A 24,761-nucleotide genomic window follows, 5' to 3' on the forward strand; every position below is an offset into this window, starting at 1 on the left:
TCTCCCTTGATGATAGTGTAATGGCGTGTCATTGTTGTTGTATCAAATTTTATAAGAAAAGGAATTCTTATATGTTCAAAGGCTATTTTTTAGCGTCTTCTGCTGTTGTCAATCGTTGTTCAATTATTAATCGACAAATTACGCCATTGGCGTATAATTTGGAGATATCATGGTAATTGTTGAAACACCCATTTTCACCAAACTTATTAATGAAATAATGAGCGACGATGAATACAAGGAATTGCAGGAAGCTTTGGTTATAAAGCCAGATCTTGGTGTGTTGATTAAAAACAGTGGTGGTTTAAGGAAGATTCGCTGGTCTGTGGACGGTCGTGGGAAAAGGGGTGGCATACGAATCATCTATTACTGGATGACTGAGAATGAGCAGCTTTACATGATGTATATTTTTCCTAAAAACACACAAGAAAACTTAACCGATGCGCAAACCAAAGCGCTAAGACAAATAGTAGAAAGGTGGTCACAATGAATGACGACATGTTCAATGAATTGCTGGAAAGCGTACAACAAGCCGATAGCATCATAAAAGGCCAAAATATAGCGGCACGAATTACGGAATTTGCAGACCCAGAAGTGAAGGCTATTCGCACCAAAACAGGCCTAAGTCAAAGTCGTTTTGCTAACTTGCTTGGTGTCAGTAAACGTACGTTAGAAAACTGGGAGCAAGGTCGCCGTCACCCAACTGGACCAGCACGAGCTTTGCTTAAAATCGTCGATGCCGACCCAGAGTATGCGCTGAAAGCGCTGCATGGTTAGCTCACGTAATATAAACCCTCTTAGATAAGTGTGCTTTATGAACCCCAAAGTTACTGCTGTTGAACCAATGGACTCTTATATTCTCAGACTTACGTTTGAGAATAATGATGTTCGTGTGTTTGATGTGTCACCTTTTTTGGAGAAAGGTATTTTCCAAGAGCTAAAGGATAAGAATTACTTTAGGCAAGTCTCAGTGGCGTTTGGTGGTGTTCAATGGCCTCACGAACAGGACTTCAGTAAAGATACGCTGTATGTATTAAGTGCACCTTTTAAGTGATCTAAAGGATCTCCATAAATCTTCCGCTCTGATCATTGATGTACAAAGCATTCTATTTGACCCTGCCTTTCGGCCGTTCGAGGCGCATCTTGTTGTTGAGCGGATAAACGTGTCATGTCGAGTTGTTGTGATACATGCAGCATGAACAAACGGGCTTTGAAGTTGAGTTTTGTTCCGCTGGCTGCAGCTGCAGACGTGATTAAGGTGTTAATGGCGATTAAGCTTTAGTTTTCCTACGATATAAAAAATACAGTGATTGGAATTTAACAGTTCTAACCACTATATTTTTAGTTACTCTGTAAGTGCGAGGCTGACGTTATGTATCAAGATGTTTTGGACTTTTGGTTTGATGATATTGAACCAAAGCAATGGTTTCAGAAGGACATCGACTTTGATAATAAAATCATCACTAGATTTGGCAAACTTCATCAACAAGCGGTTCAGAGTGAGCTGTCCGCTTGGCGTCATTCTCCTAAAAGCGCCTTGGCCGAAATAATCATACTGGACCAATTCTCACGTAATATTTACCGCGATCAGCCAGAATCCTTTGCTGTTGATCCAATGGCTTTGGCGTTGGCTCAAGTGGCTATTTCCAATGGTTTCGACAAAGAACTAACACCAACTGAACGTAGCTTTTTATATATGCCCTTTATGCACAGTGAATCCGTCGTGATTCATGAAGAAGCAGTCAAATTATTTAGAGATTTGGGAATAGTAAATAATCTGGATTTTGAGCTAAAACACAAAAAAATTGTGGATCGTTTTGGTCGTTATCCACACAGAAATGCCATTTTAGGTCGACAATCTTCTCCTGAAGAGTTGGCATTTTTGGTTGAACCGAATTCTAGTTTTTAAAAACTCTATATTTAGCTTATTTTGCGTGCGATATTTTTAAGTATAAAAAAAGAGCAAGTCACTTTCATGGTTTGCTCTTTTTGCTTTTTAAAGAGGCTTTAAAGTACGGTGACTACGTCTTCCATAGCTAGGCGCGATTTTGGCAATGCGGCGTTGTAGTCTTCGTCTTTGTGGTGATAACCGATCGCGAGGGCGACGTCGCATTGGTAGCCTTCCAGTTCTGCACTGAAAATTTCTCCGATTAATTCTGGATCAACACCTTCCATTGGCGTGGAGTCAATGCCAAGGCGCGCTGCCGTGTGCATGACGTTACCAAGGGCGATGTAAACTTGAGACTTTGTCCATGCCGCGTTGTTGCCGTTATCGTCCATGTGCATTTCTGCAAACACAAAACCGCCGAAAGCTTGCTCTCTGTTTTCAAGTTTGGTGCGGCCATCCTCAATGCCTTTATCGACAACTTTTGCGTAATCATCGCGGCTATAGTGCGTTTTGTGAGCAAATAGGATGATGTGTGACGCATCTTTGGCGTGCTTTTGGTTGAACTGGAATTTGTTTGCAAAGGTGTCATGAAAACGTTGTTTTGCAGCGTCGCTTTCAATCACGATAAATTTCCATGGCTGCGAGTTAATAGAAGAAGGGGACAGGCGCATTGCTTCGTAGATAACGTCTAAGTCAGCTTGAGAAATTTTCTTCGAAGCGTCGTAATGTTTTGCCGTATGACGGTTTTCTAGATCAGTAATAATCTGGTGTGACATGTTCTCTCCAAAATAAGTAAAACTGTTTGGCACCCTAAAAAGTTAGAGTCGCTCAATTCAATGGCGCTATAGTAACGAGGCTCAGTTAAATGAAAAACAGGGTTTTCATTGAATTATTATCAAATATTAATTGATAATGAGTGATGTTTTTCTTATCCAATAGAGGCTAAATCCATGCAACTTGAAGATCTTCGAGTCGTGCTTAAGGTCGCAGAGTTTCGCAGTATTACCGCTGCAGCCACGCATTTAGACATGCAAATTGCGACAGCCAGTGCTGCTGTTAAGCGAATAGAGGCCGCACTTGGTGTTGAGTTGTTTGTGCGCACCACGCGTCATTTACGCCTTTCTAGTGCGGGGGAGCGTTACTTGCCCAAGTGTATTGCTGCTATGTCTATGTTGGATCAGGCAAAACAAACTATTCATAACGATTTGGATATTATCAGTGGTGAAATTCGCTTGGCTGTTTCATCTGATCTGGGGCGCAATATTGCTATTCCTTGGGTAGATGATTTTATGAAGCAACATCCACAAGTGACTTTAAGAGCGCATGTTAGCGATAGTAATGTCGACTTTTATCGAGATGCCTTGGATATCGCTCTGCGTTATGGCGCGCCAGCAGATTCCAATTTGTATGGTTTTAAAATCTGTAATGTGCCTCGATTGCTGGTTGCTAGCCCAAGTTATCTTGAATTAAAGGGGACGCCGGAACAGCCAAAAGACTTGCTTAATCACCAAGGCTTATTTTATCAGCTGCAAGGCATTTTGAACGATACCTGGCACTTCTCATGTAAAGAGTCAGACGTGGAACGATCTTATAAGATTAAGCCGAAAGCCTATTGTGCTGCGAATGATGGTGATTTAGTTAGGCGTTGGTGTGTGGCTGGAAAAGGTGTGGCGATAAAGTCTTCGTTAGATATTGCCAATGATCTACTTGCTGGCCGAGTGGTTTCTCTTATGCCGAATTATAAAATTTCCCAAGTTGAGCTTTGGTTGATAAGCCCAAGTCGTCAGTCTATTACGCCAACGGTGCGTTTATTGCGTGATATGTTTCGAGAGCGTACTAAGGCGCTTTTGACCCAATTGGTGGAGCAGGGATTTTTGGAACAAAGCGTGTTGAAAGAGTGAGTGAGCTAAAAGTAGTTGTTCATAAAAAATATTTATTTATATAGGAATTTTTTTTCTATAAAGAGTGCTTGAAAATTTTCTTGTCGATCCTATTTTGCATAATGTGACCGCTTCGTCTGAATGAGAAGTTGGTTACGACTTTTGATGATTAGTATTTTGCTTCAAATTAGGAGGAATTATTATGAACTCAATTGATTTTACCCCACTTTATCGCAGTAGCATTGGTTTTGATCGTTTGGCGTCGTTGCTTGACAGTGCGCTAACATCCGACAATGTTTCTGCTGGTTACCCACCTTACAATATCGAAGTAGTCGATGATAACCGCTATGCTATTTCACTTGCTTTAGCGGGGTTTGAAGAAAGCGATCTCGATATTAAGGTGGAAAAAAATGTGCTGACGGTCCGTGGTGATAAAGCGGATTCTGGTGAGCACAGATATCTCCATCAAGGCATTGCGAACCGCTCGTTTGAACGCAAGTTTAACCTTGCTGATTATGTTGAGGTGACCGATGCTGTGCTGAAAAATGGGCTGCTTACCATTAGCTTGGTGAAAGAAATCCCCGAAGCAATGAAACCAAGAAGCATTGCGATTAATCAAGCAAGTAATGGGGTTCTTGAGCATCAAAAAGACGACTCAAGAGAAAGTAAGTCTAAAGTAGCGTAAGCAAAAATCGCTTATTAAGCTCAAGGGCTGTGAGAAATCACGGCCCTTTTTTGTTTTTGTTTGTGTTGTTCTCTCTAATGTCGTTTGGCTCATCTATACTTGATCTTGCTATAGTATTGAGAGTAAAAAATTCATTGGAATGATGTCGAGGAAGGGATATGGCGGAGTTTCTTGTGTTAGGCGCAGGAATGGTCGGAGTGAGCAGTGCGTTGGCGTTGCAGGCGCGAGGTCATCAGGTAACCATTGTTGATCGAACTGGTGCTGGGTTAGAAACGAGTTACGGCAACGCAGGCATGATTCAAGTAGAGGCTGCTGAGCCTTATGCGTTACCACGAGATATGGCAACCTTGTTCAAATATGCGCTGGAAATCAGTAACGATGTGACTTGGAAAATGAGCGGGGCGTTACCAATGCTGCCTGCTTTATGGTCATATTTTCGTCATTCGTCATCCGAAAAACACGCCAAGATTTCTCGTATTCATTCTCAATTAACCATCCGTTCCACGGCAGATCATGCTCCTTTAATTCGTGATTCCGAGTCTGAAGATTTGATCTCACGCTGCGGTCTTGTCATGTTACATAGAGACGAGGCGGAATTTGAAAAAGCCTCTAAAAAGGCCAATTTTCTGCTACGTGAATATGGTGTGACGTCGAATGTTTATGACGGCAAAAGCTATATGAAAGAAGAGCCTGCGCTGAAAAAAACGCCAGCGGGGGCTGTGCATTACACCCAAAGCTGGAGTTGCTCTTCACCGGGAGGATTGACCCAAGCGTATGGGGATTTGTTCATCAAGCGAGGCGGTCGTTTTGTTACGGGTGACGTGCGTACTTTGCAACATACCACGCAGGGATGGAAAATACTTACCAGTGAAGGTGAGCTTCATGCTGAGCAAGTTGTTGTCGCGCTTGGGCCTTGGTCGCCAGAGCTATTAAAGCGTTTTGGTTATCGAATTCCTATGGTGTACAAACGTGGCTATCACGGGCATTTTAATGCACCAAAAACGCTTCAACGCCCCTTCTTAGACGTGGCAAATGGCGTACTGGCAGCGCCCATGGTGAAAGGGTTAAGAGTGACAACAGGCGCGGCCTTGGTGTCACTTGATGCGCCAATGGACACCAAACAGCTTAAACGTGGAGCGGCAGCGCTTAACGGCATAATTGATTTAGGTGAGCAGGTAGAAGAACCGCAATGGATGGGGACGCGTCCATGTATGCCTGACATGTTGCCGCTTGTGGGTGAAGCGCCTAATCATAAAGGCTTGTGGTTCCACTTTGGGCATGGACATCAAGGTTTTACGCTTGGTCCGACAACCTCTCAGTTGTTAGTTCAAGCGATTGAAGGGGAGCGAAGTGAGTTGCTAGATGCGCTTTTACCGATTAATCGTTTGTCATGACCATAAAAAAGCAGACGCTTGTTAAAACGTCTGCTTCTGTTCTATTTCCCATGTTAACGGATTTCAGAAAAACTCTGAAATCGTCTTAATGTGAATTAGTTGCTTTTCAAGTAGTTCAACATGGTATCGGCATCAGATACTTCAAATGGATCGCTTGGAGCGTCGTCTTGGAAGCCTGGTTCAGAGAACATTTTCTTGATCTCGCCGTTTTCGACAAGCATAGAGTAACGCCAGCTGCGCATACCAAAACCTAGGTTGTCTTTCTTAACCAGCATGCCCATTTGACGTGTGAAGTCGCCGTTGCCGTCAGGTAGAAGGAAAACATTTTTTGCGTTTTGGCTTTTGCCCCACTGGAACATAACGAATGCATCGTTTACAGAGACACAGATGACCGCATCAACGCCTTGCGCTTTGAATTCTTCGTAAAGCTCTTCATAGCGAGGTAGGTGAGAAGTTGAGCAAGTCGGAGTGAATGCACCTGGTAAAGAGAAAACAACGACTTTTTTATTGTTGAACAAGTCGGCAGTAGTAACGTCTTTCCACTCGAATGGGTTTGGTCCGCCTAGCTCTTCATTGCGAACACGAGTTTTAAAGACAACACTTGGTACATTAGAGATCATGTTTTTTCCTTTTCCTTAGTAGAGTTAACTGTTTATTTTTTGCATCTTAGCGTTTTAAGAAACCGCGCTTCTGTAAGAAGCTTAACATATGCTCGCGTTTCTTTTTCTGTACTGCCGCGGCTGTCTGTTCTGACCAATTGCTGCTTTTCTGATTATCGCCACGGCTTTGGTAATAGGCCTGCATTTGAGTATCATAGGCTTTTACATCCTGTGCGCAACGGCTGTTATCGTAGCTGTCTTTATGCAGTATAACATCAACTGGCAAACGTGGTTTTAGATCAGGTTCTGCGTCAGGGTAACCAAGACACATTCCGAAAATTGGGTAGACCTGATTAGGAAGATTTAATAACTCGGCAACTTGTTCGGGGTCATTACGGATACCGCCGATAAATACGGCACCAAGGCCAACGGATTCGGCTCCCAGCATTAGGTTTTGCGCAAAAAACGTAGCGTCAGTTGTTGCGGCAATAAAGTGTTCAGTATTGCCTTCTAGTGCGCCCAAGCCTTGTTCTAGGCTGCAATGCTCAACACGAGTTAAATCGGCACAAATGATAAAGAATTCCGCGGCTGATTCGACCCATTTCTGACCGCCGGCAAGCGTAGCAATTTTCTGGCGATTGTTTTTGTCTGTTACTTGAACAAGGGAGTATGCCTGAATAAAACTTGAAGAAGCTGCGCCTTGAGCACATTGAATCAGCTGCGTGAGTAGGTCTTCCTCAATGGCTTGGTTGGTATATTGTCGGATAGATTTATGGCTAGATTGAGCTTGAAGAATAGGATTCATAATTAGCATCTTTTTTAAAACGATGCATAAATATTAGAGGCTTAGCCTTGTAGCGTAAAGGTTATGTTGTTGATATAACAAGGAGATATAAAGAAAGGGCTTACTCAAATGAGTAAGCCCTTTCTTATGCGGGTGACGCGCTTTTTTAGAAGCGGTATTCTGCACCGACACTCGCTTGGTTGAAATCTGTCTCGAATTTCGAATCAGAGTCGACGTTATCTGCGTTTAGGTCAACATCGTACCAAGTATACTGTGCATTAAGTAGAAGGTTTTCTGTGACTTTAAAGTTCACACCCGCACCAGCGAATAAGCTTTTATCGTCGGAGCTGCCTTTAATAGACGCGACTTCATAATCTGTGTCGTGCCATAGTTGGCCTGCTTTAACAAACAATTCAGTGGTTTGCGTGATAGGCAAGGTTCCTTTTAAAGCTGCGGTGTAGCCAGTAGTGGATGCATTCGCCAGACTGCCGCCATATTTACCAAAATCAATGTAACTACCTTCTAAAGCAAGAAATGAATTGAATCGATAACCGACAATCCCTTGTACAACATCGTTGTTGTCATCGAAGTCATCTTCGCTATCAACTTTCAGGTAACCGTAGTTACCACCAACATAAAGGCCGCTGTCGTTTGACATGTCTTCCGCTTTTACTGCTGCACTAAATGATGCGATGGCAATACTGCTGGCGATGATTGGAATGAATTTTTTCATAGTAAAACTCCTTTTCGTTGTTTATAAGAACTTAGCGAGTTGAGTAACCAATGTGATGTATGGGGGGCGGAAAGGCTAGGATTTCGGCGTTACTTACCTATTAGCTTCAACTTCTATGCGCTTAATGGAGAGAAAAAACGCTTTGCTGATAGTACGAAAAGTCAGAACACATTGTGTGCAGTTCATAATCGATTAGTGAGCCGCGTTGGAGCTGATTGATGAGTGTGATGGTAAAAAAAGGGGGGAGAGGGAAAGAGCTCAGCCAAAAGCAGGGTGAGCTCTTTTTGCTATTTTAATGATGCTTTTTGCTGGCGACCTCGCCCCATAGATCTTCAATGCGACTGTCACGGCCACAGCTTACGCGATAGTACGCGTAGCGAATTGGATTCTTTGTATAGTAGCTTTGATGGTATTCCTCTGCGGGGTAAAAGGTTTTGGCAGGTAGAATCTTGGTCACAATATCGTCTTTAAAGGGTTTTGATTTTTCCACTTGGGCTAAGGACGCTTCAAAAACAGCTTTTTGTTGCTCATCTTGGTAAAACATGGCGGTTTTATAAGGTGAACCTTTGTCACAGAATTGACCTTCATCATCGGTTGGGTCGATGGTTTTCCAGTAATAATCCGCCAGAGCCTTGAGTGACACTATCTCGTCATCAAAATAAATCATTACGCCTTCAAAGTGGCCAGTATCTCCAGCAGAGACTTGTTTATAGGTTGGGTTTTCTGTGTGTCCGCCGATATAACCAGAGACCACATCACTGACGCCTTGAACCATTTCGAAATCAGATTCCACACACCAAAAGCAACCGCCAGCCACTATCATGGTTTGTGGTGCCGAGTGTGAAACCTGACTAAATGTCGTCGCACCGGTAAAAAGTAGCAAGCCTAAGGCGCTGTTGAGAGCGTGTCGGATAATCATATTGAATGTCCTTTCGTTGATAAAAATAGAGGTTTGATGAGCATTCTTGAATGCGATTTAGTTATTAGTCGTGTTGTCTCGTCTATTTATTACAGATCACTTTACCCACAAAAGCAGAAGATAAAAACAGATTCTCAGCTGATGGCTTCTGTATTGATACGTTCGCTCAGCTAATGCATTAATCTTCCTACTTAATGACCCATTTTTTGTACATTTAGATGGCACACTAATACCACTTGTTAGGCGGTAGTCTTAACAATAGTTTGTTTTTTCTATATATGCTGAGCATATTAAATACATCTAGATAATCAATTAAACAAATATAGAGCTGTCTTGTAGTATGTTTATTAGACAATTCAACTCTCACCTGTTCATGGATACGATCACTGCTAACTCGCACTGTTAGGTAAGCTAGTTTTACCAAGGTGCTGTTTGAGGTTTGAAAAGAAATATTCTTTGTTACCAATTTTAATGAGGTAGTCATGAGTGCATTTGTTACAGAGCGCGTATTAAGTGTTCACCATTGGGATGAAAATCTATTCAGCTTTAAAACCACACGTAATCCAAGTTTGCGTTTCGATAATGGTCAGTTTGTTATGATCGGCTTAGAGACGGAAACACGTCCTCTAATGCGTGCATATAGTATTGCTAGCCCGAATTATGAAGAGCATTTAGAGTTTTTTAGTATCAAAGTACCCAATGGGCCATTGACGTCACGTCTACAGCATTTAAAAGTGGGCGATGATGTTTTAGTGAGTCGTAAACCAACTGGTACCTTGGTAACACGTGACTTACATCCTGGTAAAAACTTGTATTTGTTGTCTACTGGTACAGGTTTAGCGCCTTTTTTAAGTGTGATCCAAGACTTTGATGCCTACGAGCAGTACGAAAAAATTGTACTGGTTCACGGTGTTCGCCATGTGAGTGAATTGGCTTATGCAGACTTTATTGAAAAAGAACTGCCTGAAAATGAATTTTTTGGTGAGCAAGTTAGAGACAAGCTAATTTATTACCCAACAGTGACCCGAGAGCCTTTTCGTAACCAAGGTCGCCTGACAGACTTGATTCGCAGCGGCAAACTAGCAGAAGATATTGGTCTGCCTCAGTTGAATCCGGCACAGGACAGGGTCATGATTTGTGGTAGCCCAAGTATGCTTAAAGACACGTCAGCTTTGCTTGATGAGCTTGGTTTTACGGAATCGCCAAAAATCGGTGTACCAGGAGATTATGTAATCGAGCGAGCTTTTGTTGAACATTAACTGTGAAACTTACCTTTTCGCCGACTAATAAATTTAGGAGATGTTATGAGTTCTGATGCAACAAAAAATGAAGAGTACGTCCCACCAAAAGTATGGCAATGGGATGCAGAAAGCGGTGGTAAATTTGCCAGCATAAATCGTCCAATATCTGGTGCAACACACGAAAAGGTTTTGCCAGTAGGTAAGCACTCACTGCAACTTCATTCCTTAGCAACACCTAATGGTCAAAAAGTCACCATCATGCTGGAAGAGTTGTTGGAACTAGGAATCAGTGCTGCAGAATACGATGCTTATTTGATTAATATCGGCGAAGGCAACCAGTTTGGTTCTGGCTTTGTAGAGATCAACCCAAATTCTAAAATTCCAGCGTTAATGGATCACAGTACGACACCACCGACTCGCGTTTTTGAGTCTGGTTCTATTCTGCAATATTTAGCGGAAAAATTTGATGCCTTGGTACCAAAAGACCTAGCCGCAAAAACAGAATGCCGTAACTGGTTGTTTTGGCAAATGGGTTCTGCACCGTATTTAGGGGGTGGTTTTGGCCATTTTTATGCGTACGCACCGACTAAAATGCAATACCCGATCGATCGTTTCACCATGGAAACCAAACGCCAGTTGGATGTGCTGGATAAGCAATTAGCGAACAACACTTATATGGCGGGTGACGAGTACTCTATTGCGGACATCGCGATTTGGCCTTGGTATGGCAATTTAGTGTTGGGTAATTTATACGATGCGGATGAGTTCTTAGATGTCGCCAGCTATAAGAATGTTTTGCGTTGGGCGAAAGCGATAGAACAACGCCCAGCTGTAAAACGTGGTCGAATTGTTAATAAGTCTTTTGGCGACGGTGCACAGCTTCAAGAGCGCCATGACGCATCAGACTTTGATGGCCTTATTGACTAACTGATGAGCTAAGCAATATTGTCTATAAAGGGGTGAGCCATTTACTGGCTTGCCCCTTTTTCATTATTACAAATTAAGCTTTGAAGAAGGTATCATTGGCAACCTTTTGTAAGATGGCCCTTTATTTAGTTTGAATGGCTAGAAAGCAATCGATAGATTCCCTATCAGATCAACTCAGTGACGAGTTGACCCACCTAGAATTGACTCGTTCGATGATTAGCCTTAGCCACTACTTGTATCAGCTAAGAGATCTTCATTTACGGATATTTAAATGCTAAGCAATGTCACTGAACTCCAGCTTGAACCCATTGATGCCGTCATCACTTGGGTTGATGGAAAGGCTGAGAAACACCGTCAGAAAAGACAAAAATACATGGCAAGGGAAGCTTTACCGCTACATGAAAATGCAGCTAATCCTCATAGATGGATGTGTAACGACGAAATCTTATATTGCATTCAATCGATTGAAAATAATGCACCGTGGATTGGTAAGATTTGGATTGTTGTTGATGATAAAGGCCCCGATTTATCAAGCCTTTCAGAAAACATCAGAGCCAAGGTGCATCTTGCTTATCATGCGGAAATCTTTGACGGTTTCACACAAGTGTTGCCCACTTTTAATTCTCTGACCATTGAAAGTATGTTGTGGCGCATTGACGGTCTGAGCGAGCGTTTTATCTACTTCAATGATGATGTGTTTTTGGCCGCACCTCTAGAACCGACAGACGTTTTTGACGGTTTGGTTCCTATTTTACGAGGCAAGTGGGTCGATTATAGCGGCTTGCTGGGCTGTGCCGATACACGAGAAGACCCTGCGAAATTTCATTATTTCATGCAGATAAATGCCGCTAAGATGATTGGTTTTTCTGCAACAGAACTGTTTTCTGCTGCTCACGTGGTACATCCTTTTCTACGTTCAAAGATGGCTGAGCTATTTGCGCTTTATCCTGACGAGTTTCTCAATAATATAAAATACAGGTTTAGGAACTTGGATCAATTTCTGCCGCAGGGGTTACATAATCATGCATGCATCAGGGACAAAGAGGCCAAGATCAACACAACAGATGACCATCTTCATATTTCTAGCGGATATGGTAAAGGGCAACCGCCTACTGATACCTTGGCAATATTACAAAGAGCAACGGATCCTGACATCAAGTTTTTATGTGTAAATGACCTTCCTCAACTCATTGAGGTCATTCCAAATGCAGCAGAGTGGGTGGCTCAGGCCGTTGGTGGTTTTCCGTCAAGCGATAGCCATTCACCAGTGATGGATAACGTCTGTGAGCAGGTAGAGGCAAGATAGAGTTAGCAGCGCACGGGCAGAAAAAAGCCGAAAATCAATGATTTTCGGCTTTGTTGTATTTCGTTACCAGTGGTATGCAGATTAGTACTGAGAGTCTTTTAGTACTCGTTCACCGTAGATACCATTTTTTGGAATCGGCGTGTAGCTAGAGTTCGCTGCGCGCATTACACGAATGCCTTCGGCGCCCGCATCACGTGCTGAAATAATATCGCCGTCCGCATCGCCATAATAAATTTTGATGTCATTCTCTTTTATGTACTTGGTTTTTGTGTATTCAGTACGGCTTGATCCGGCAAAAATAACATCATGCATGTCTTTGATATCAAATGTTTTTTTCAAGTAATCTGTGGTGAAACTGCAATCAGAACCCGTACGACCTGTGATGAAATAAATGCTATCACCACGTTCTTGGTGCATCGCAATCAACTCTCTAGCAATGTTCTTAGGCATGCTGAATGCATCCCAACCACAGTTTGCTTTATCCCAAAAGTCTTGATTGGTTAAGTAAGAATAGCCATTTGGGGAGAACTCTTGTTGACCGCGGTAAAAAACTGGCGTGCTAAACAAGCTAGTGTCATCAATATCTAAACCCACGGCAAACGGCGCCTTACCTTCTAGTTCTTTCTTGATGTCCGCAACAGAAATCATCTTCACATCTGCTGGCATACCTGCCGTCGTCATATCAATAGTGGAATAGCCTTTATGAGTGCCAGGTGTTTTTGGATCCGCGTTAGCAGACAAGCTAGCGACACAAGCAAGCGCAAGCGTTATAGAGCGTAGAGTATGATTCACATTGTTTCCTATAGGTTTCATTATTAATCGCACGCGCATTCTATATCTAAAATATATGACTTTCTAGCTTCTGGTTTTATGTTTATGAGCTGCAACAACCTAGCTATTTTTCTTCAACCCCAAGTAGTTCTCTATCCCTTCAATCTTATCTTCTGCGTGATGGTTAACATACAAAACAGTGGTTTCTGAGCCTTGGCAGATTTTCTCGATGAGGGCGAGGGCGAGCTGTCGGTTCATGTCGTCTAGTCCGAGGCAGGGCTCGTCTAGTATCAAGAGTGGCGGGTGTTTCACCATGGCGCGGGCAATGAGCAGTAAGCGCTGGTCGCCGTAGGAAAGTTTGTTAAATGGCTGGTCGGCTCTGTCTGTCATGCCGAGCAGTTCAAGCCATTGGTCGGCGATTTTCTTCTGGTTGTCGGTGGATTTTGTGTACATGCCGATGCTGTCGTAGAAGCCAGAAATGATTACGTTTTTGCAGCTGGTGCTGACGCGGTATTCCCATTGTAACGCTGTCGATACATAGCCGATAAATTGTTTGATCTGCCAGATGCTTTCACCGTTACCACGTTGGAATCCAAAGACGAAAATGTCGTTGGTGTAGCATTGTGGATGATCGCCTGTGATTAAGGACAATACACAGGTTTTGCCACTGCCGTTGGGGCCGCTAAGTTGCCAATGTTGGCCTTGCTGAATGGTCCAATCCAGTTTATCGACAATGATCGTATCGCCGTATTTGATGGTCGCTTGCTTGAGTTTGACTAGTGGCTGGCTTGGGTCGAGTGCTGGCAGCTTGTTGGCTGGGTCGGCCTCAGGCACGCTTAGGTCGGTGGTTTTCAAATGCAGTAGTTGGTAAAGCTCGTTGAATGCATTGTCGTCTTTTTTATCAACCTTCAGAGTCAACTTACCTTGCTCAACATAAGCAATATGGCTGATAAAGTCAGGCATTTCATCAAAGCGATTTAACACCATGACCATAGGTGTGGTTTCTATGATGGAGGCTAGGTGGGCTTGCAGCATAGCAAGGGTGTCGACATCTAAACCATCAAATGGCTCGTCCAAAATCAATAAATCTGGCTTGCTAGACAGCGCACGGATCAGCATGACTTTTCGAGTCTCACCCGTGGAGAGTTTACGAAATGCGCGATCAAGTAGTTTGCTTAGGCCGAATTTTTCTACTAAAGAGTGAGCCAGTTCTGGATCTTGGCAGTTGTCGAAGATCATTTCATGAACGGGCGTGCCAAGGGAGATAACATCCATGATGTCGGCATCGTCTTTCTTCAATTCTTTAGCAATCAGCTCAGCTTGCGCTTCAAATGAGACCAATCCAACATTATTTGGCAGACCTGTTACTGTACCATTTTCAATATCACCCACACCGGCTAGGACAGCAGCTAGAGCTGATTTCCCCGCTCCGTTTGTTCCTGTAATCACCCAATGTTGGTTTGGTTCAATCGTCCACTCTATGTTGTGCAGATTAAAGCGATCGTCAAAGTTAACGCAAAGATTTTCAAGGCGAATGATAGAGCCCATGGGGGATTCCTTATCGGTTTTTAGCGAATAGCAAAAAGAAAGCGACAAAAAAGCCGAGTACTCAATGAGTCACTCGGCTTTCTATAACGTTTAAACTCTAGTTGAAATTAAACGATTTTCTTCATGTCAGCCATGTGGCCACGAAGTACCGCACCAACCGCTTCAACAGGATGAGAGCGTAGCGCTGTGTTGACTTCGATCAAGCGCTTGTTATCAACGCCAGTATCTTCTACAGAAAGACCTTTACCGATAACGTCGGTTTTGATGCCTTTCATGAAGTCCGCTAGTAGAGGAACACAAGCGTGGTTGTATAGGTAGCAACCGTATTCCGCAGTATCAGAAATTGTCGCGTTCATTTCGTACAATTTCTTACGAGCGATTGTGTTCGCAATAAGCGGTGTTTCGTGTAGAGACTCGTAGTAAGCAGATTCTGCAACAATGCCTGCTGCTGTCATTGTTTCGAAAGCAAGTTCAACACCGGCTTTAACCATAGCAACCATCAAGATACCGTTGTCGAAGAATTCTTGTTCAGAAATCTCTACATCGCCAGCTGGTGTTTTCTCGAAGTTAGTTTCTGCTGTTTCTGCACGCCATTTAAGAAGGTTTGCATCGTCGTTTGCCCAGTCTTCCATCATCACGCGAGAGAAAGTTCCGTCGATGATGTCATCTTGGTGTTTGTTGTACAAAGGACGCATGATGACTTTAAGTTCTTCAGAAAGATCAAATGCTTTGATCTTAGCTGGGTTAGAAAGACGATCTAGCATGTTTGTCACGCCACCGTATTTCAATGCTTCTGTGATAGTTTCCCAACCGTATTGGATCAAGCGAGACGCATAACCAGCATCGATGCCTTCTTCAACCATTTTGTCGAAGCAAAGGATAGAACCTGTTTGCAACATACCACAAAGGATAGTTTGCTCACCCATAAGGTCAGATTTTACTTCCGCGATGAAAGAAGACATCAAAACGCCTGCTTTGTGACCGCCAGTGCCAACAGCGTATGCTTTTGCTAGTGCAAGACCTTCACCTTTAGGATCGTTGTCTTCGTGAACAGCGATAAGTGTTGGAACACCGAAACCACGAACGTATTCTGCGCGAACTTCAGAACCTGGGCACTTAGGAGCAACCATGATGACAGTTAAGTCGTCACGGATTTTCATGCCTTCTTCAACGATGTTGAAACCGTGAGAGTAAGATAGGCAAGCGCCTTCTTTCATAAGAGGCATAACGGCTTTAACAACAGCTGTGTGTTGCTTATCAGGAGTAAGGTTTAATACAACGTCAGCTGTTGGAATCAATTCTTCGTAAGTGCCAACAACAAAGCCGTTTTCAGTCGCGTTCTTCCAAGACTGACGCTTTTGTGCAATGGCTTCTGGACGCAAAGCGTAAGAAACATCTAGACCAGAATCACGTAGGTTTAGGCCTTGGTTAAGACCTTGTGCGCCACAACCGATAACAACCATTTTTTTGCCTTTTAGCGCTTCTACGCCATCAGCAAATTCAGAGCTGTTCATGAAGCGACATTTTGCTAGTTCTGCTAGTTGCTCACGTAGCGGCAAAGTATTGAAGTAGTTAGCCATGTTAAACACACCTTATTAAATTAATGTATCTGCGATGAAAGCACGCCGATATTAAAAATGGATTACACAGTCGCCAACAAATGATTTTGATGCCGTCCTGCGAGTAAGGCTAATCTATCCTAGTGATACCTTTTCGTAAATTGATATATTCGCAATATAGTATCCCATTTTTTGCAAACATGATTTATCATTGCCTTATCCTAATAAAATTGATGTTGCATCATGAATATAAAGACACTGAAACAATTTCTCGCGTTAGCGGAAACGTTGAATTTCGGACGCGCCAGCGATGAATGTCATATTAGTATTTCTGCTATGTCGCGTAACATTCGGCACTTAGAAGATGAGCTGGGGGTTGCGCTGTTTAATCGTGATAATCGCACTGTGGTATTGACTCAAGAAGGTCAGAAATTCCTCAAGTATGCCCGAGACACCAGCCGACAGTGGAACTTAATTCGTCACGAGCTGACGGATAATTCCGATCAGCTCAGCGGTGAAATCAGTCTCTATGGGTCGGTAACGGCGAGTTACAGTTTCTTATACGAGTTGCTGCGTCGTTTTCGAATTGCCTATCCAGCGATTGAAATTAAGCTGCGTACTGGCGATCCTGAGCATGCGATTGCACATATTTTGGATGGCAAAGAGGACATCACCATTGCTGCTCGCCCTGCTAATTTGCCTCGTGGCTTGGCCTTTAAACCTATCGCCATTTCGCCTTTGTTGTTTATTGCACCGCTTGAACAGCAAGTGCCGAACGTGCCAACGCATACGCCAAGTACGTCAGAAGAATGGGCAGATATTCCGATGATTCTTTCGGAAAGTGGTGTGTCTCGTACGCGTGTTGATGAGTGGTTTCGACATCATGGCATCGCACCTAAGATATACGCGCAAGTAACGGGTAACGAAGCGATTGTGAGTATGGTGAGCTTGGGCTTTGGTATCGGCGTAGTGCCAAAAATTGTTCTGGATAACAGCCCATTGGTGGATCGAATTAAAGTGCTAGATGTACAGCCCGAATTGGAGCCATACGATATTGGTCTGTTTACGATGAAGAAAAGCTTGAAGAACCCCTTGGTTGAGGCGTTTTGGGAACTGATGTAAAACGGAACGAAGCTCAATAAATGACACTATATAAACATACGCTGAATTATAACAATATTGCATTTTCTATTATTGTTACTTTATTCAGGACACTGAAACGATTTTAGGTCAGTCAGCACTGCATAGTAAGTTAGCCCTTTATTAGAGGTTTCTTGTGATTTGTTACCTGATTTTTTACCTATTAAGTATCCGCTGGAGGCAATATTAGAAGAACTGGCAAGCGCTGCATTTATGCTTGCCTCTATATCCGAGTCAAAAATATTTTTAAGTGTTTTTAACTCATTAGGCGAGAAGGTTAGATTAGCATTAAAGGCTGCAGTTTTATCTTCACGAGCATCATAGTAAAGTTCATCTGCGCTTAGGGTCATGGTAACGATTTTAAGGCGATCATGATCATTATGCTTTGCGATGAGTCCTTTTATAGCTTCACAATTGATTTGAACACGCTCAATACGAATGCCATTAACGACTGTGTAACCACTTGCTTCTTTATTATAACTCCCAGAAGCTGCATTTTTTGGCTGCTCTAGAACCACTGCACCTCCTTCAAACTTTAGTGATTCTGCCCAGTTGTAAATAACTCGATTGGGAACCAAAGAGTGTTTCTGTACAGCAATTTGCTTAGTACTTAGTGCGTTGTATGTAGCGTCTCGCATATTTTTCTCGTTAACACATATACTGCCATTGTCGATTTTCTCTTTAGTGGCTTGCGTTGACTTCTTAGTGTCGAGGTTTTGTTCCTTGTGTATTTTTGTATTTTCTTCGGTAACACATGCATAGTAAATTCTGCTCGCTTTCACATAGGCTGCCGCCGCTTCACGCTCTGTATATATTGCCGAAAGCAACACAGAGAGTTTCTCTCCACCGTTGTTTGTAGACGAGGGGTAATACTCGCTATAAAACGAAACATTTACCGCTTGATTCTGATCCATATTCAAATCTTGGCAGTTGTTGGTGAAGGGTGAACGAAAACGGCTGGCAATACACACTTGACCTGCTCTTAGGCCAAGTTGTCCATTGAGTGATACATAGGTCGTTTGCACTGGGTGCCCCGAAACTATCCAACGAGAAGGGTTCATTCCTATACCATCATTGGCTGCAACGAGTGTTAAACCGTCGACAACATTTAATTGAGAGTTAGTCGAGCAAGCGGATAATAGCAGCACAGCAGGCAGTAGAGCGGAATGTTTCATGAACCTCTCCTTGGCAAAGCTAATGGGGATACTTTTAAATTAAGCAAATAATCGTCAAAAATCCAGAAAATAGTAAAAAATACATATTTATATATTTACATGTTAAATCTGAGATAAAGCGTAATGCCCCTATTGTTTGCTTTCTACCACCTGCATTTTATTTAGATATCGTGACTCGCTTTTGATGGCTTTACAACGTCCATTTGGTTGAGGTGTTTATTTTTTACTTAGGGGATGAAAGTGAATAGAAGTGACAAGATGTAACCGGAAAGTACTTTGGTTTGCAGTAACGTTTTATGAAGGATCTGCTTTGTAACGCTCATTGCTTTATATAGAAAGCAAAGAGCTTTTCAAGCATCTACTTGAAAAGCTCTTGCGTTTAAAAGACAACTTTAATCTTTTTATTAAAAAGGATTTACTTCCAACCACCTTGGTCCATTAATTTAACCGCTTGGCGATTGTTTTCACCTAATACGCTTAAAGATACCTGATCAGCTTTAAACTCACCGAATGTTGATAAACTTTTTGGTGGCGCAACGCCTTCAATAACAGCGTATTCATTGTTAACCTTCGCGTACCATTCTTGGCTTTGTTTATTGGTTAAGAAATCGATTAATTGCTTAGCGTTTTCAGTGTTTTTAGAAGATGCCGTGATACCAATACCACTGACATTAACGTGAGCACCACGTTCGTTAGCCGCTTGGTTAGGCCAGAACATTTTTAGCTTGTCAAAAACGGCGCGATCATCCGCTTTGTCACTTAAGCCTAGGCGACCAAAGTAATAAGTATTCGCCACGGCGATGTCACAAACGCCTGCTGCAGCGGCTTTAATCTGGTCTGTGTCACCGCCAGCTGGTGGACGGGCAAAGTTAGCAACCAAGCCTTTGATCCATTCAAGAGTTTGTTTTTCACCGTTTGCATCGATCATGGAAGCAACCAAGGATTGGTTGTAGATGTTGCTAGAAGAGCGAATGCAAATTTTGCCTTTCCACTTAGGATCCGCTAAATCTTCGTAGGTTGATAGATCATCAGCAGATACTTTTTCAGGGTTGTAAAGCACTACGCGAGCACGCTGAGACAAGCCATACCAGTAACCGTCACGGTCTTTTAGATGATCCGGTACTACTTTATTGAGGTGGCTTGTTTCAAAAGGCTGAAGCACACCGGCTTCTTTTGCTCGATACAAACGTCCTGCATCAACGGTAATGAATACATCCGCTGGGCTGGCATCACCTTCAGATTGTAGGCGGCTTAGCAAAGCGTCAGCACTGCCTGTGATTAAGTTTACTTTGACGTTATTTTCTTTTGAATAGATATCAAGCAGAGGAGCAATCAGCGCTTCACTGCGTGCTGAATATACGTTGACTTCACCACTGGCGTGGGCAGATGTGCTGCTTAATGCGAGTAGGGTTGTTGCGCCCGCTAGGGTGAAAAGCGATGTTTTTGTTGTTGGACGTTTCATTACAAGGTTCCTATCTATCAGGGTGGGATTTATCAGTTTCTTTTTCTGTGACAGATAGTAATGTAAATCGTTCCCGTTAACATTTATTTTTTTTGATTTCAATTCACGCTGTTGGGTTATGTGGTCTAGTTTTAGTAGAAAAGAAAGACGCCTATCAATGTGACAAAATCGATAGGCGTGGATGAGAAATGCTGGGCGTTTTAAAGTTTAAAAAAGCCGAGTTGTTTTTGAACATCTACACTGCTTTGGGCCATATCAATACCTGAACGTTTGGCCATTTCTGCGCTTTGGTTCGTCAGGCTCTGTACAGAGTGCATTTTCTTCGTAATGTCTTCCGATACTTGAGTTTGTTCTTCGATTGATTGTGCTATTTGCTGTGCTTGCTCAGAGACTCGTTCAATTCCCATGAGAATATTGCTAGTAAGCTTGTTTGTTTCCTCAACTTGCTCCTTAGATGAGTCGGCTAATAATAAGCTGGACTCCATGCTCTTCACAGCTTGACCACTGGCGGTACTGAGTTGTGCTAGGAGTGTTTCGATCTCATTAACGCTGTCTTGTGAGCGCTGCGCTAGCGTTCGCACCTCGTCAGCAACCACTGCAAACCCTCGTCCTTGCTCTCCAGCGCGGGCGGCTTCAATAGCTGCGTTAAGAGCTAACAGATTCGTTTGCTCAGCAATACCACGAATAACTTCTAAAATGGTTTCGATATTGTTCGTTTCTTGGCGTAACTGAATGACAACTTCTCCCGTATTTTTAAGAGAAAATACTAATTTATTGATGGCGTCTAAGGTGCCATTTGCCGTGGATAAGCTGTTTTGTGCCACGGCTCGGATATCACCGGCGGCCTCGGCTGATTGCTGTGTATTATCGGCGATGGTTCGATTATTGGCTGACATCTGATCTAACGCGACGACCACCTGAGTTGTGTTATCCATAATCTGCACGGAAAACTCACCAACCTCTTGATTCACCTTCAATACCTCTTGGCTATTTTCATTCACCTTGTCTACCGAGCTTAGAACACTTGATATAACAGAACGTAGATTTTTGGTTGATGTATTGATGGCATTGCCAAGCTCTGCGATTTCATCACTGCCTGATATTTGCACTGGCTTGTTAAGATAGCCTTGCGCCATGTTCTGTGCAGCATCACGAACCGCCAAAATGCCTCGTACTATGTTGTTAGAAATTAGGTAACTGAGCGTGATTGAGATGGCGATAGCGATCAGAATAGACGTCCAGAAACCGATTTCAATGTCGCCAATTAGGTCTTCTGTTTGTTGCTTTGCTTGTTTTACTTCTTGGTTTGTTTTGTCCGTTAGTGTCGAGAAATAAGCTAATAGTTCATTGTAGGAACCTATGAAAGCCGAAAATACAGGGAAGGGTGCTTTGTTATCCGCTGAATTTTCCATGGCGGTGACGAAGGTCTTGGTTTTGCTTTGGAAATCATTAACGAGAGTCTGAAGTTTTTTAGATTCGCTTGGCTTATTAGTTAGGCCTTTATTTAGCTCATTGATCAGCGAAGGCGTTTTGTTGTAACTGTTGGAAATTGCCTCTAGGTAACCCGGTATTTGTTTATCGAGTGATAATAGATACGCAATTTGTAAGCCTCGCACATTTAGCATGATATCTATTTGAGCTTCCTTCACGCGTTCTACATTGAGTGAGACGTTATGATTCTCTTCATAAAACCGATTAAAGCGATCTGCTAACTCTGTGCTTTTTGACTTTATTAAACTTAATGCCACCAAGAATATAATAATAATTGAGAAAATAAGGGTAATAAATTTCGCTTTCACAGATAGACTGTTCATGTCGGTTCCTTCAACGTAGGTGAGTTTTTTTGGTGCGATTGTTTGCTTTGTTTTAGTGCATACCTTGTAGGGCATTTCTCATGAAAAATCAAAGTAATTCTTATTAAAGAAACATTTACTTTGTCAGAGAAAATGAGAGGTTTGGAATTTCTGTATTTATGCGAGTTTGTATGAGTGTAACTATCAATAAACATTCATATTTCACTATTCCGTTAGGCTTCAAAAAGTGGACAATAGTGGCTCTCTTATCGCTCACTAGTCCATAGGCCATCATGATATCAACCCACTCTACTGAAGATACGGCTTCCCGCCGCGTCCAATACCTGCGCGTGTTTATTTTGGGATTCAGCGCTTTTATCTTTAATACGACAGAGTTTGTTCCTGTTGGCTTGTTATCTGATATCGCGGATAGCTTTTCAACTTCCCCTGCTCAAGTAGGCTGGATGCTGACGGTTTATGCCTGGATAGTGGCGCTGATGTCATTGCCTATGATGCTTCTGACTCGCAAGTTAGAGCGAAAATCTCTGCTAATGGGATTGTTCGCACTTTTTATTATGAGTCATATCTTATCGGTGATTGCGTGGGATTTTACGACCTTGCTGATTAGTCGTATTGGTATTGCTTTTGCGCACGCTGTATTTTGGTCTATTACGGCTTCTATTGCGATTCGAGTCGCTCCACAGGGGAAACATACTTTTGCTTTGAGTGTTTTAGCCACAGGCACTGGATTGGCTATGGTGCTTGGTGTTCCGGCTGGTCGTATTATCGGTCAGTTTATGGGCTGGCGTACTACTTTTGCTGTTATTGCTGTGATTGCGCTGATCATCATGCTGCTTATATATAGACTGTTACCAAATTTGCCTAGTTTGTTTTCTGGCTCTATGAGTAAAGTACCTGAAGTCTTACGCAATCGTGCGTTATTGGTAATGTATTTATTTATCTTCTTGGTGTTCTCCGCTCATTATACTGCTTACAGCTATATAGAACCTTTCTTGAAGGAAGTGGGTGGAGCAAGTGGGCAATTTACTACCACGATTCTACTGTTGTTTGGGATGGCTGGGATTCTGGGGAGTGTGCTATTCAGCTATTTCGGTGATAAGGCTAATGCACAAATGTTGGTATCTAGCGTTGTTATCGTCACATTGTGTATGGGCGTGTTGTATCTTGTGACCCCGAATAAATACTCGCTTATAAGTTGTGTGCTGTTGTGGGGAGCGGCCCTCATGATTATTGGTTTGAGTATGCAGATTCGAGTACTTAATGTTGATGGCAGTGCGGCGGATATTATTATGTCTTTGTACTCAGGCATCATTAATTTAGGTATTGGTGCTGGGGCATTGATTGGCAGCCAAGTTATTCAGATTGTTGGTTTAGAAAGTGTTGGATTCTCTGGCGCTGTATTAGGAGTATGTTCTTTGGGTGTCGCTGTTATGATAGTCAAAAACACGAAAAAATCGGATGGATAGCAGGCTCTTATGTTTACTTGGTTAAATGCGTCTATGACCAGAAAAATCAGCAGCCTTTCATTTGTGCTGTTGGCATTTCTTTTTATTGTGATTCTCTACACGGCTTATAAATCCCAGAAAATTCATAAAGATATTCAAGAAGTCTCTAAAATAGATATTCCTTTATTGGAAGTGATTGCTGATATCGAGATCTTACAACTTAAACAGCATTTGCAGATGGAAACTATCCATTTGAAAGGCGATGCTTTCTTTAAAAGTGAAGCGTTAAAGTCCAAGAGTGCCAAAAGGTTCAATGAGTTTAATAATCAGTTGTCAGTACAACTTGATAAAGCGGTTAACATTCTTCATCAAGGCATGAAGTTTGGCAGTGTTCGCATTGGTGTGGATGAGCATTTGTCCTTGATTGAACAAATCAATAAGTTACACAGTCATCGAATCGCTTTTGAGGATGAATTTTCACAGTTTATTAAGAGTGACCATACAGGGTATGAATCGTCTTGGGAAGCGTTGGAGAAACAAGATAATTTATTAGATGATGAAGCGAATGACTTGTTGATTAACATTGATCAATTGACTGTAAAAGTCGCCTCGCTGGTTGAGCAGCAAGAGCTTGATTTTATGATCATGAATGCGGCTTTGGGTCTTTCCGCTTTGGTTATCGGGGGCTATTTAACGCTTTATACGATTTTGTCTTTTCGACGTAAGGTAGGGGCTTTGCGTGGGCAAATAGAAACGCTGCATCGTACTATTTCTCCTGACGAAGATAGCCATATCTCCCGTCATCAAGGCTCAGACGAACTTGATGAACTGGAAAGAGACTTAAAGCTATTAATGGGACGTTTGTTCCTTGAAAAAGAAAACCGTGATGAAGTCGAAACTCAACTGCTTGAATTAGCAACCCGAGATAAACTCACGGGTGTGTTTAATCGCCATAAATGGGATGAACACATTAAAGATGAATTGGCGTTGGCCAATCGCGGGCATCATTTTAGTTTGATCTTGCTCGACGTCGATCACTTCAAAAAGATTAACGACACTCATGGTCACGATGTGGGCGATACGGTGTTAAAGCTGTTGGTTAAGGCTTTAAAAAGACGGCTTCGTGAAACCGATATTCTTTTTCGTGTTGGTGGGGAAGAGTTCGCGATTTTACTAAGGGACACGCATCTTGAAGATGCAAGTCGGTTGGCTGAACAACTGCGTAGAAAGGTTGAAGCAATTGACGAAGACAATGTGCCTCAATTTACCATCAGTTTAGGTGTGACCGAATACCAAAATTCTGATAATCAAAAAAGCATCGTAAAACGTGCTGATGTGCTGTTATACGAAGCCAAAGATGCAGGGCGTAATAGCGTCTTTTCAGGCTGATGTTGCTCTGTTTTTTTGTTTGGCCTTATGGGATATCGGTCGATATAAAGAAGAGACTTTTAAAAATCGACAGACCATTCACAAGAATGTCTACTTCATGCAAGC

24 protein-coding genes are annotated in these 24,761 nt (G+C 42.6%); 13 read left to right on the forward strand and 11 right to left on the reverse strand.

From position 1 onward, the window contains the following. The first annotated feature begins 169 nt into the window (after nt 1-169). From C1X04_RS02830 to C1X04_RS02845, 4 genes are all read left to right on the forward strand, one after another. Nucleotides 170-487 (forward strand): type II toxin-antitoxin system RelE/ParE family toxin, encoded by a 318-nt coding sequence (locus C1X04_RS02830; RefSeq protein WP_110575961.1) that lies wholly within the window; start codon nt 170-172, stop codon nt 485-487. Next, a complete protein-coding gene (gene nadS / locus C1X04_RS02835) occupies nt 484-774 on the forward strand; it encodes a NadS family protein (RefSeq protein ID WP_110575959.1) in 291 nt (96 codons plus the stop codon). Before C1X04_RS02830 ends, nadS begins: the two co-directional genes overlap by 4 nt. Nucleotides 775-811: 37 nt before the next feature. Continuing rightward, on the forward strand, nt 812-1,051 hold the full coding sequence (locus C1X04_RS02840) for a DUF2442 domain-containing protein (RefSeq protein ID WP_110575957.1): 240 nt from the start codon (nt 812-814) through the stop codon (nt 1,049-1,051). A 318-nt stretch (nt 1,052-1,369) separates the two neighbouring features. After that, nucleotides 1,370-1,906 carry a DUF924 family protein gene (locus C1X04_RS02845; protein ID WP_110575955.1) on the forward strand — a complete coding sequence of 179 codons (537 nt, stop codon included), beginning with the start codon at nt 1,370-1,372 and terminating at the stop codon, nt 1,904-1,906. Nucleotides 1,907-2,004: 98 nt separating this feature from the next. On the opposite strand, the gene C1X04_RS02850 is transcribed toward C1X04_RS02845, so the two are convergent. After that, on the reverse strand, nt 2,005-2,661 hold the full coding sequence (locus tag C1X04_RS02850; RefSeq protein WP_110575953.1) for an NAD(P)H-dependent oxidoreductase: 657 nt from the start codon (nt 2,659-2,661) through the stop codon (nt 2,005-2,007). A 174-nt stretch (nt 2,662-2,835) separates the two neighbouring features. Here C1X04_RS02850 and C1X04_RS02855 point away from each other — a divergent pair, with 174 nt between their 5' ends. The 3 genes from C1X04_RS02855 to C1X04_RS02865 all read left to right on the forward strand — a co-directional run bounded on the left by C1X04_RS02855 (nt 2,836) and on the right by C1X04_RS02865 (nt 5,844). Further along, nucleotides 2,836-3,786, forward strand: coding sequence for a LysR family transcriptional regulator (locus C1X04_RS02855; RefSeq protein WP_110575951.1), 951 nt, complete (start codon nt 2,836-2,838; stop codon nt 3,784-3,786). Nucleotides 3,787-3,967: 181 nt separating this feature from the next. Further along, nucleotides 3,968-4,450, forward strand: coding sequence for an Hsp20 family protein (locus C1X04_RS02860; protein WP_137169119.1), 483 nt, complete (start codon nt 3,968-3,970; stop codon nt 4,448-4,450). 158 nt (nt 4,451-4,608) lie between these two features. Then, entirely contained in the window at nt 4,609-5,844 is a 1,236-nt protein-coding gene (locus tag C1X04_RS02865) for an FAD-binding oxidoreductase (RefSeq protein WP_110575947.1), read from the forward strand. A gap of 95 nt (nt 5,845-5,939) precedes the next feature. Here C1X04_RS02865 and C1X04_RS02870 read toward each other — a convergent pair whose 3' ends face one another. The 4 genes from C1X04_RS02870 to msrA form a co-directional block, all read right to left on the reverse strand. Beyond that, nucleotides 5,940-6,464: a peroxiredoxin gene (locus C1X04_RS02870; protein ID WP_110575945.1), complete on the reverse strand. Its 525-nt coding sequence runs from the start codon at nt 6,462-6,464 to the stop codon at nt 5,940-5,942. Nucleotides 6,465-6,510: 46 nt separating this feature from the next. Next, nucleotides 6,511-7,248 carry an oxygen-insensitive NADPH nitroreductase gene (gene nfsA, locus C1X04_RS02875; RefSeq protein WP_175404883.1) on the reverse strand — a complete coding sequence of 246 codons (738 nt, stop codon included), beginning with the start codon at nt 7,246-7,248 and terminating at the stop codon, nt 6,511-6,513. Nucleotides 7,249-7,393: 145 nt separating this feature from the next. Then, a complete protein-coding gene (locus C1X04_RS02880) occupies nt 7,394-7,960 on the reverse strand; it encodes a porin family protein (RefSeq protein WP_110575941.1) in 567 nt (188 codons plus the stop codon). 292 nt (nt 7,961-8,252) lie between these two features. After that, entirely contained in the window at nt 8,253-8,879 is a 627-nt protein-coding gene (gene msrA / locus C1X04_RS02885) for a peptide-methionine (S)-S-oxide reductase MsrA (RefSeq protein ID WP_110575939.1), read from the reverse strand. A gap of 482 nt (nt 8,880-9,361) precedes the next feature. Between msrA and C1X04_RS02890 the strand changes: the two genes are divergently transcribed. The 3 genes from C1X04_RS02890 (at nt 9,362) to C1X04_RS02900 (ending at nt 12,353) form a co-directional block, all read left to right on the forward strand. Further along, nucleotides 9,362-10,138, forward strand: a complete 777-nt coding sequence (locus C1X04_RS02890) for a ferredoxin--NADP reductase (protein WP_110575937.1) — start codon at nt 9,362-9,364, stop codon at nt 10,136-10,138. A 45-nt stretch (nt 10,139-10,183) separates the two neighbouring features. Beyond that, the gene (gene yghU / locus C1X04_RS02895) at nt 10,184-11,047 is read left to right on the forward strand and encodes a glutathione-dependent disulfide-bond oxidoreductase (protein ID WP_137169120.1); all 864 of its coding nucleotides are present in this window, start codon (nt 10,184-10,186) and stop codon (nt 11,045-11,047) included. A 271-nt stretch (nt 11,048-11,318) separates the two neighbouring features. Next, nucleotides 11,319-12,353, forward strand: coding sequence for a Stealth CR1 domain-containing protein (locus C1X04_RS02900; RefSeq protein WP_137169121.1), 1,035 nt, complete (start codon nt 11,319-11,321; stop codon nt 12,351-12,353). A gap of 81 nt (nt 12,354-12,434) precedes the next feature. Here the strand turns inward: C1X04_RS02900 and aphA are convergent, their stop codons facing one another. The 3 genes from aphA to ilvC all read right to left on the reverse strand — a co-directional run bounded on the left by aphA (nt 12,435) and on the right by ilvC (nt 16,252). After that, nucleotides 12,435-13,145, reverse strand: a complete 711-nt coding sequence (aphA, locus tag C1X04_RS02905; protein WP_137169122.1) for an acid phosphatase AphA — start codon at nt 13,143-13,145, stop codon at nt 12,435-12,437. Between the two features lie 99 nt (nt 13,146-13,244). Continuing rightward, nucleotides 13,245-14,672, reverse strand: a complete 1,428-nt coding sequence (modF, locus tag C1X04_RS02910; protein ID WP_137169123.1) for a molybdate ABC transporter ATP-binding protein ModF — start codon at nt 14,670-14,672, stop codon at nt 13,245-13,247. Between the two features lie 107 nt (nt 14,673-14,779). Beyond that, complete coding sequence (ilvC, locus tag C1X04_RS02915; RefSeq protein ID WP_137169124.1) at nt 14,780-16,252, reverse strand: ketol-acid reductoisomerase; 1,473 nt, start codon at nt 16,250-16,252, stop codon at nt 14,780-14,782. A 222-nt stretch (nt 16,253-16,474) separates the two neighbouring features. On the opposite strand from ilvC, the gene ilvY reads away from it, so the two are divergent. Further along, nucleotides 16,475-17,353 (forward strand): HTH-type transcriptional activator IlvY, encoded by an 879-nt coding sequence (ilvY, locus tag C1X04_RS02920; RefSeq protein ID WP_137169125.1) that lies wholly within the window; start codon nt 16,475-16,477, stop codon nt 17,351-17,353. Between the two features lie 80 nt (nt 17,354-17,433). Here ilvY and C1X04_RS02925 read toward each other — a convergent pair whose 3' ends face one another. From C1X04_RS02925 to C1X04_RS02935, 3 genes are all read right to left on the reverse strand, one after another. Beyond that, the gene (locus C1X04_RS02925; protein WP_110575915.1) at nt 17,434-18,546 is read right to left on the reverse strand and encodes a hypothetical protein; all 1,113 of its coding nucleotides are present in this window, start codon (nt 18,544-18,546) and stop codon (nt 17,434-17,436) included. A gap of 415 nt (nt 18,547-18,961) precedes the next feature. Beyond that, nucleotides 18,962-20,008, reverse strand: a complete 1,047-nt coding sequence (locus tag C1X04_RS02930; protein ID WP_110575914.1) for a Fe(3+) ABC transporter substrate-binding protein — start codon at nt 20,006-20,008, stop codon at nt 18,962-18,964. Between the two features lie 200 nt (nt 20,009-20,208). Next, nucleotides 20,209-21,822, reverse strand: coding sequence for a methyl-accepting chemotaxis protein (locus tag C1X04_RS02935; RefSeq protein WP_137169126.1), 1,614 nt, complete (start codon nt 21,820-21,822; stop codon nt 20,209-20,211). A gap of 272 nt (nt 21,823-22,094) precedes the next feature. Here C1X04_RS02935 and C1X04_RS02940 point away from each other — a divergent pair, with 272 nt between their 5' ends. Together C1X04_RS02940 and C1X04_RS02945 are read left to right on the forward strand one after the other, a co-directional pair. Continuing rightward, nucleotides 22,095-23,288 carry a sugar transporter gene (locus C1X04_RS02940; protein ID WP_137169127.1) on the forward strand — a complete coding sequence of 398 codons (1,194 nt, stop codon included), beginning with the start codon at nt 22,095-22,097 and terminating at the stop codon, nt 23,286-23,288. A gap of 9 nt (nt 23,289-23,297) precedes the next feature. Then, nucleotides 23,298-24,656, forward strand: coding sequence for a GGDEF domain-containing protein (locus tag C1X04_RS02945; protein ID WP_137169128.1), 1,359 nt, complete (start codon nt 23,298-23,300; stop codon nt 24,654-24,656). The last annotated feature ends 105 nt before the right edge of the window (nt 24,657-24,761 follow it).

The sequence above is a fragment of the Marinomonas sp. FW-1 genome (genome assembly GCF_005222245.1).
GTDB classification, from domain to species: Bacteria; Pseudomonadota; Gammaproteobacteria; order Pseudomonadales; family Marinomonadaceae; genus Marinomonas; species Marinomonas alcarazii.